This is a genomic window from Streptomyces sp. SID14436 (assembly GCF_010548465.1).
Taxonomy (GTDB): domain Bacteria; phylum Actinomycetota; class Actinomycetes; order Streptomycetales; family Streptomycetaceae; genus Streptomyces.
Genome location: NZ_JAAGMD010000270.1, coordinates 1 through 8,015 on the forward strand (window position 1 = coordinate 1; position 8,015 = coordinate 8,015).

Consider the following 8,015-nt stretch of genomic DNA (forward strand, 5'->3'; position numbering starts at 1 on the left):
CGCCGCTGGGCCGGCCGTCCCGACGCGCTGGGCGCCGCCGCCGGACGCGTCCTCGCCTGCCGCGGCGGTGTCCAGGACCGCGAGCCGGTCCTGGCCGCCCTCCGCGAGGCGGTACGCGGCGAGGGCCCCGACGCGACCACCCTGTGGACCCTCGTCGACGGCGCCGGACGCCTCGGCATCACCTGTGCCGCCCCCGTCCTGCGCCACGTCTACCGCGAGACGGCCTCGTCCCACCTGCGCGGCCGGACCGCCCGGGCCCTGGCCGCGACCGACCCCTCCTTCGCCGCCGGACTCGCCGTCGAGTGCCTCTGGGACTGCGAGGAGTCCACCCGCGAGATCGCCGCCCGGCACGCCGGCACCGGCGACTCCCGCGTCGTCGAACGCCTGCGCCGCCTCGCCGCCGACCCGGCCGAGGAGGCCGAGGTGCAGACCGCGGTCCGCAGCCGCATCGGCCCCGAGGAGCCCGCCGTGTGAGACGCCGCGCCCCTCCGTACCGCCCGCCGGGAGTACGGAGGGGATGCGGTACGGAGGGACCGCGTCAGCGGCGGCGTACGGCGACGAAGCGGACGGGCGTGCCCGGCGGCGCCTGGGCCGCCGCCGGGAGGTCGTCCGGGTGGACCACCGCGATCACCGGGTAGCCCCCGGTCGTCGGATGGTCGGCCAGGAACACCACCGGTGTCCCGTCCGGCGGCACCTGCACCGCGCCCAGCACCATCCCCTCGCTCGGCAGCTCCTCCCGCCGGGCCCGCTCCAGCGCCGGCCCGGTCGTGCGCAGCCCGATCCGGTTGCTCGCCGGGGAGACGCGATACGTCCGGGACGTGAAGGTGCGTACCGCCAACGGGGTGAACCAGTCGTCCCGGGGGCCCGGCGTCACCCGCAGCACCAGTTCCAGCGGGGGAGCGGGCACGGGGGCGACGTCCACCCGCGCGGGAGGCGCCGCCGGGGCGCCCAGCGGCAGCACGGCGCCGTCCGTCAGGGGCGCCGGGCCCAGTCCCGACAGCAGGTCCGTCGAGCGGCTGCCGAGCACCGGATCCACGGCGATCCCGCCGGAGACGCCCACATAGGCGCGGACACCGCAGCACGCGCGGCCGGCCTCCAGTACCTCCCCGGCCCGCACCCGGACCGGCGCGCCCCAGGCGGCCGGACGGCCGTCCACGGTGACCGCGCACGGCGCCCCGGCCACCGCGACCGTCACCGCCGAACGGGGGCGCAGCGCGCAGCCGTCGACGGTCGTCTCCAGGACGGCCGCGTCCGGCGCATTGCCGACCAGCCGGTTGACGAGCGCCGCCGCGGGCCCGTCCAGGGCCCCGGAACGCGGCACCCCGAGGTGGGCATGGCCCGCGCGGCCCTGATCCTGCACCGTGGTCAGCGCCCCGGCCCGCACCACTGCCAGCGCACGGTCCGTCATGCCGCCCCCACCGCGCTCGCGGTGCCCGCCCCCGCCGCCGGAATCTCCGGCTCCGGGCCGTCGGCCGGCACGAAACGCACCCGGGTGCCCGGCACGAGCAGCGCCGCGGGCTCCCGCGCGGGATCCCACAGCACCACGTCCGTCGTACCGATCAGCTGCCAGCCGCCCGGCGACGTCCTCGGGTACACCCCCGTGTAGGGCCCGGCCAGCGCGACCGAACCCGCCGGGACCGCCGTGCGCGGTGTCGCCCGGCGCGGGGTGTCGTAGCGGCCCGGCAGCCCCGTCAGGTAGCCGAAGCCGGGGGCGAAACCGCAGAAGGCCACCCGGAACTCGGCGCGCGCGTGGATCCGGGCCACCTCCGGCACGGACACCCCCCAGTGCGCGGCGACCTCCGCGAGGTCGGGGCCGTCGTAGCGCACCGGGACCTCGACCGTGCGCGGCGGGGCGGGAGCCGCCGGCGGGAGCCGGGTCGCGGCCAGGTCCGCGGCCAGCCCGGCCGGGTCGGCCAGGCCGTCCAGCAGCACCGTGCGGGCCGCCGGCACGATGTCGCGCACCCGCAGGGAGCCCGCCTTCCGGCGGCGCAGCAGCTCCGCGTGCAGCGCCTGCGCCTGGTCACCGGAGGAGACCTCGACCAGCAGGGCGTCCGTGCCGACGGGCAGCACCCTCATGCGAACGCCTCCAGCCGCAGCCCCGCCGCCTCCAGCCGGCCCCGCACCAGCCGGGCCAGGGCCACCGCGCCGTCCGTGTCGCCGTGCAGGCACAGAGACCGCGCCCGCACCTCGATCGGCCGCCCGGACAGCGCCTCGACCCGCCCCGAGCGGGCCAGGTCCACCGAGCGGGCCGCCACCGCCGACGGATCGGCCACCACGGCACCGGGCACGTGGCGCGGCACCAGGGTGCCCTCGTCGGTGTACGCGCGGTCGGCGAACGCCTCCGTGACCGCCGGCAGGCCCGCCTTCGCGGCCACCTCCAGCAGCCGGGAGCCTGGCAGGCCGAGCACCGGCAGCGCGGGGTCCGCCAGCAGGACCCCGTCGACGACCGCCTCCGCCTGCTCCTGGTCGTGCACGACCCGGTTGTAGAGGGCGCCGTGCGGTTTGACGTAGGACACCCGCGAGCCCGCCGCGCGGGCGAACACCTCGAGCGCGCCGATCTGGTAGGCGACCTCGGCCGCGAGTTCGGCGGGCGGCACGTCCATCGCGCGCCGCCCGAACCCGGCCAGGTCGCGGTAGGCGACCTGCGCGCCGATCCGCACCCCGCGCGCGGCCGCCAGGTCGCACACCCGGCGCATGGTGACGGGGTCCCCGGCGTGGAAGCCGCAGGCCACATTGGCACTGGTGACGACCGACAGCAGCTGCTCGTCGTCGGTGAGCCGCCAGCGGCCGAAGCCTTCGCCGAGGTCGGCGTTCAGGTCGATCGGGATCATGGGACTCTCGTGTCTCCTTCCGGTGGGACGCGGCGCGGGCGGCCGCGTCAGAGCACCCGGTACCGGTCGTCGCGGGCGTCGGTGAGGAACGTGCGGCCCGGTGCGTGGGTGATGGCGAACGGCGGACGCGAGGCCGTCACCGCGGCCTGCGGGGTCACCCCGCAGGCCCGGAACACCGGGATGTCGTCGGGCTCGGCGTCCACCGCCTCGCCGAAGTCGGGCCGGGCCAGGTCGTCGATGCCCAGGGCCGCGGGGGCGTAGCCGCCGAACGCGCCGCCGAAGGCGCGCCGACCGCGCGGACCGAGGGCCCGCAGCCAGCCGAACGGCCCGTCGTCCTCGGCGCGTTCGGCCGGGGCGGGCCGGTGCTTGTCGGTCAGGGTGCGTGGGGGAGGGGGTGTGCTCATGGGCGGGCCTCGCGGACGGGAGTGAGGGGGGATGCGGACGGTGGTGCTGAGCGGGTGATCAGCGGGCGACGAGCGGGTCGCTCGGAAGGTGCCGGCGCGGGCGTGGGGGAGACGCCGTGCGGAGCAACGTAGAGGATCGTTGAACGATCCTTCAATACCCTTGTTGTCCCGGCCTCCGGCATGCGGTTGAATTCCGGGCATGGCAGAGCAGTTGAGCGGACTGGCCGGCGACCGCGCCCTGCTGGGCCGGACCAGCACCGCCGAGCGGGTGTCGGCCATCCTCAGGAGCCGGATCGCCGACGGCTACTTCCCGCCCGGGACACGGCTGTCGGAGGACGGCATCGGCGGCGCGCTCGGCGTCTCCCGCAACACGCTCCGCGAGGCGTTCCGGCTGCTCACCCACGAGAGGCTGCTCGTCCACGAGTTGAACCGGGGCGTGTTCGTGCGGGTGCTGGCGGTCGAGGACGTGGAGGACATCTACCGCACCCGCCGGCTCGTCGAGTGCGCCGTGGTCCGCGGGCTCGACGCCCCGCCCCACCGGCTCGACGCGCTCGACGCGGCGGTGGAGGAGGGACGCCGGGCGGCCCGCGAAGGTGACTGGAAAGGGGTGGGTACGGCCAATATCCACTTCCACAGCGAACTGGTGGCCCTCGCCGGCAGCGAGCGCACCGACGAACTGATGCGCAGCGTCTTCGCCGAACTCCGCCTCGCCTTCCACGTGGTGGACGAACCGCGGCGGCTGCACGAACCGTACATCGCACGAAATGTCGCCCTCCTCGAGGCCCTGCGGTCCGGGGACCTGCGGCACGCCGAAGAACTGCTCGCCGGGTACCTCGACGACTCGCTGGAACGGGTGGTGGAGGTGTACCGGCGCCGCGTCGGGGGCGACGGCGGCGGCGGTACGGACTGAGCGGACGGCGACTCTGGCGGCGGTCTCCGCGCCACCCGCCGGCCACCCGCCGGCCACCCGCCGGGCCCGGGTGGCGAGCGCCGTGGGTCGAGTGACGGGGCGCCGTGGCGCGGTGTGCCGGGCTCCGGGCTCCGGGCTCCGTGCCCGTGCTCCGTGCGACAACCGTGACGCCGGGGCGCATCTGCCTCGTTTGGGTCCTTGTCAGACCGAGGACCTAGTCTGTGCACCGTGACTTCGCCTGCATCGACGGACAGCGTTCCGCCCCAGCTCAGCGCGGGGCCGCGACCCGCGCCGGGTCCGGCCGCCGACGAGGGTCTGGCGCGGCGGCTGCGCGCGCTCGCGTGCACCGCCCCGCTGCACGATCTCGACGCCCGCAAGGCCAATCTGGCGGGCGAGTACTCGGTGTACGGCATGGCCGAGATCGCCCTCGCCGCCATCGATCTGGTCACCCTGAACATGGACTTCGACACGGGCGCCGACCACGACCAGATAGTGGCCCGGCTGATCCCGCGCATCGCCGCCCAGGCTCCGCGCCGTTCCGCCGCCGAGCACGAACGGGTGGCCTGCTGGGTCCTGGAGAACCTGATCAACGTCGGCAGCGTCGACCGCGGCTTCCGCGCGGTGTACGGCGTGTTCGGGGCCGACGGCACGTACGTCCGCCGCGACTACGACTTCAAGCTGATCGAGGAGATCCCCGGCCCGGGCGGCACCGTCTACCTGCGGACCACCGACGAGGCCGTCAACGTCCTCGTGGGCGCCCTCGACACCGATGTCACCAGCGCGCAGATCGCCGCCGAGGTCAAGCTGGAGGTGCTGATCAGCCGGGGCAGGCTGGCCGACGCCCAGCTCGCCGCCGAGCAGGCCCGCTACCGGACCGTGCAGTACAGCGAGACCCTCCGCCGCGCCCTGGACGCCACCCGGCGCAACGTCCGGGCGGTCGACTGGCTCAGCACCGTGCCCGACATGATCGCCGAGGCACTGGACCACGTCGCCGACCGGTACCGCCACGAGAACGCCATCCTCACCAACATCCGCAAGGCCCGCGACGAGTCCGAGGACCCCGAGCACAAGCGGCGCGCCGCCGAACTCGTCGACATCGTCAAGGACTGCATCCGGCGTCACACGCAGCTGCAGTCCCGGCTGCTGGAGGCCGGGCCCCTGTTCCGCGCCGAGCAGGACCGGCAGGCCTTCGCCACGCCCACCGCCACCTCGGGCACCGACCTGTACGGCCACTTGCTGTCCCCGCTGCTCCCGATGCCCGTGGAGCGGGCGGTGCGGGTCACCGACGCCTTCTTCACCCACGGCACCGGACTGCGCACCCCCGTGTCGGTCCGCCTCGTCGACCTCGTCGACATCCTGCTGACACCCCCCGTCGAGCGGGAGCACCTCGGCGCCGAGATGCCCGAACCGGACCTGATCGCCACCCCCGACGACAGCCGCTTCAGCGAGGAGCAGCTGGCCGCCGCGACCGAACTGCTGGACCTGCCCGCCGACGCGCCCCGCAGACTGTCCGGCCTGCTCGCCGAGGCCCGCCGCCAAGACCCCGAACTGCCCTACCTGGTGGCCCTGCTGGCGGTCCATGCCGCCAGCCCGCCGGTGGGCACCGCCTACCGCCAGGGCGAGCGGACCCTGCTGTTCGCCGTCGACGACGGCACCGAACTCGACGACCCGGAGTTCGGCGGCGCCGACCTCATCGTCGGCACGGCACTGCTCGACGCGGCGGGCATGGCGGCGGACCGGACGGAGGCCGCATGAGACGCCGCCCGGTGCCCATCCGTTCCCGGCCCGCGCCGGCCGGGGGCGCCGCCGTCGGTTCCCCCGGCCGCGCCGGTGCCGTCCGCCCCGTCGTCCGCCGCCCTCACCCCGACGTCCCCACCGCCCACCCCGTCGTCCCCACCGTCCGAAGCAAGGAGCGCCGACCGTGACCGAGCATGCCGAGTGGAGCGAGGCCGAGGCAGGTGCGACAGCGGCCGGCCATGCCGTCACGCCCGCCGACGCCGCCGACGCGGCCCGGCTCGTCGCCTTCGGCCTCCAGCCCAAACTGCAGCCCGCCCGCGACCAGGAGTACGCGGACCTGCTGCGCCGTTACCGCGAGGACCCGCCGTTCGCGCGGCTCGCCGACGCCGTCGCCACCGGCCTCGGACTGGTGGTGCTGGAGGTGTCCCCCCGCGCGGGCATGGCCGTGACCGCGGCCGAGGACTCCGTGTTCGCCGTCCGCATGGGCGACTACGCGCGCCGCACCTCCGCCGACGGCGGCGACCGCTTCCTGCACGGACTCGCCCACCTCGCCGTCGCGGCCCTGGCCTTCCCCCGCCCCGAGGACCTCGCCGACGACGGCTACATCGGCCGTGTCACGGTCAACGGCGTGGACGCCTTCGTACGCCAGGCCTGCCACCGGCTGGAGGAACGGGCCGCTGAACAGGGCGAGATCACCGACCCGGTGAGCGACGCGCCCGGACTGGAGGCCGCCTGGCGGGTGTGGGCCCGCCGCACCGCGACCGGCGCGACCAAGGACGCCCGCCGGCTGTCCGGCTCCACCACCGGCATCGTCGCCAAGGCCGTCACGTTCCTCACCGACTCCGGCTTCCTGCAGCGCACCGGCGACGACGGCGGCGGCACCTACCGCACCACGGCCCGCTACCAGCTCCAGGTGCGCGACATGGCCGGCAGCGCCGCCCTGGCCGAACTGCTCGACCTGGGCGTCGTCCCCGTCACCGACGGCACCCCGACCCTGCTGCCCCCCGAGGACGGGGACGCCCTGGACCTCGTCGCCGACGCCGGCCTTCCCTTCCACTCCGCCTGACCGCCCCGCCCGCCCCCCACGAAGCCTCACGAGAGTCCGCCATGTACGAGCTGTCCCGGGTCCGCCTCTACTCCATCGGACCGGCCGGCGCACGCTACGCCGACACCGTGCTCGACCTGCGCGGCGTGGGCGGGACCGTGCCCGACCCCGCGCCCACGCAGGCGGAGTTCTTCGAGGAGGAGCCCGTCGGCCCGCCGCGCCGCCCCGCCCCCGCCGGGGTGCTCTTCCTGGAGAACGGCGGCGGCAAGTCCGTCCTGCTCAAGCTGATCTTCTCGGTGATGCTGCCCGGTCACCGCAACACCCTCGGCGGCGCCAGCTCCGGCGTGCTGCGCAAGTTCCTGCTCGCCGACGACTGCGGCCACGTGGCCCTGGAATGGCAGCACGTCCAGACCGGCGAGTGCGTCGTCGTCGGCAAGGTCAGCGAGTGGCGCGGCCGCCAGGTCTCCAACGACCCGCGCAAGTTCGCCGAAGCCTGGTACTCCTTCCGGCCCGGACCGGGACTGAGCCTCGACAACCTCCCCGTCGCCGAGTCCACCGCCGTCCGGCCGCCCGTCGAAGGCCAGTCGGGCGCCCGCGGCCGGCGCCGCACCATGAAGGGCTTCCGGGACGCCCTCACCGAGGCCGGCAAGACCTACCCGCACCTGGAGGTGCACTGGGAGGAGATCCACGAACGCTGGACCGAGCACCTCGGCGACCTCGGCCTCGACCCCGAACTCTTCCGCTACCAGCGGGAGATGAACGCCGACGAGGGCGAAGCCGCCGGCCTCTTCGCGGTCAAGAAGGACTCCGACTTCACCGACCTGCTGCTGCGCGCCGTCACCGACACCCGCGACACCGACGGACTCGCCGACCTCGTCAGCGGGTTCGGCAACAAGCTGGGCCGCCGCGCCGAACTCATCGCCGAACGGGACTTCACCGCCGGGTCCGTCGACCTGCTCGGCCGGATCGTGGAGGCCGCCGACGCCCGCGCCCGGGCCCGCGAGATCCACACCGCCGCCGAGCGCCGCACCCGCACCCTGGCCCGCCGGCTGTCCGCCCGCGGCGCCCGGGAACGCGTCCGGGCCGCC

The 8,015-nt window shown here is 75.6% G+C and carries 6 protein-coding genes and 3 pseudogenes; 5 read left to right on the forward strand and 4 right to left on the reverse strand.

What is annotated here, in order from left to right:
- A pseudogene (locus G3I53_RS10060) lies at nucleotides 1-474 on the forward strand (HEAT repeat domain-containing protein); the annotation flags it as partial.
- Nucleotides 475-538: 64 nt separating this feature from the next.
- On the opposite strand, the gene G3I53_RS10065 reads toward G3I53_RS10060, so the two are convergent.
- From G3I53_RS10065 to G3I53_RS10080, 4 genes and pseudogenes are all read right to left on the reverse strand, one after another.
- Nucleotides 539-1,408, reverse strand: a complete 870-nt coding sequence (locus G3I53_RS10065; protein ID WP_164438238.1) for a biotin-dependent carboxyltransferase family protein — start codon at nucleotides 1,406-1,408, stop codon at nucleotides 539-541.
- Nucleotides 1,405-2,076: a 5-oxoprolinase subunit PxpB gene (gene pxpB, locus G3I53_RS10070; protein WP_164438239.1), complete on the reverse strand. Its 672-nt coding sequence runs from the start codon at nucleotides 2,074-2,076 to the stop codon at nucleotides 1,405-1,407. The genes G3I53_RS10065 and pxpB overlap by 4 nt, the downstream gene beginning before the upstream one ends.
- Nucleotides 2,073-2,831, reverse strand: coding sequence for a 5-oxoprolinase subunit PxpA (locus tag G3I53_RS10075; RefSeq protein ID WP_164338885.1), 759 nt, complete (start codon nucleotides 2,829-2,831; stop codon nucleotides 2,073-2,075). Before G3I53_RS10075 ends, pxpB begins: the two co-directional genes overlap by 4 nt.
- 47 nt (nucleotides 2,832-2,878) lie before the next feature.
- Nucleotides 2,879-3,085, reverse strand: a pseudogene (locus tag G3I53_RS10080) (DUF1445 domain-containing protein); the annotation flags it as partial.
- Between the two features lie 349 nt (nucleotides 3,086-3,434).
- On the opposite strand from G3I53_RS10080, the gene G3I53_RS10085 reads away from it, so the two are divergent.
- The 4 genes and pseudogenes from G3I53_RS10085 to G3I53_RS10100 form a co-directional block, all read left to right on the forward strand.
- On the forward strand, nucleotides 3,435-4,145 hold the full coding sequence (locus G3I53_RS10085; protein ID WP_164338884.1) for a GntR family transcriptional regulator: 711 nt from the start codon (nucleotides 3,435-3,437) through the stop codon (nucleotides 4,143-4,145).
- Between the two features lie 228 nt (nucleotides 4,146-4,373).
- Nucleotides 4,374-5,900 carry a hypothetical protein gene (locus G3I53_RS10090; protein WP_164338883.1) on the forward strand — a complete coding sequence of 509 codons (1,527 nt, stop codon included), beginning with the start codon at nucleotides 4,374-4,376 and terminating at the stop codon, nucleotides 5,898-5,900.
- A 166-nt stretch (nucleotides 5,901-6,066) separates the two neighbouring features.
- A complete protein-coding gene (locus G3I53_RS10095; protein WP_164333254.1) occupies nucleotides 6,067-6,948 on the forward strand; it encodes a hypothetical protein in 882 nt (293 codons plus the stop codon).
- A 41-nt stretch (nucleotides 6,949-6,989) separates the two neighbouring features.
- A pseudogene (locus tag G3I53_RS10100) lies at nucleotides 6,990-8,015 on the forward strand (hypothetical protein); the annotation flags it as partial.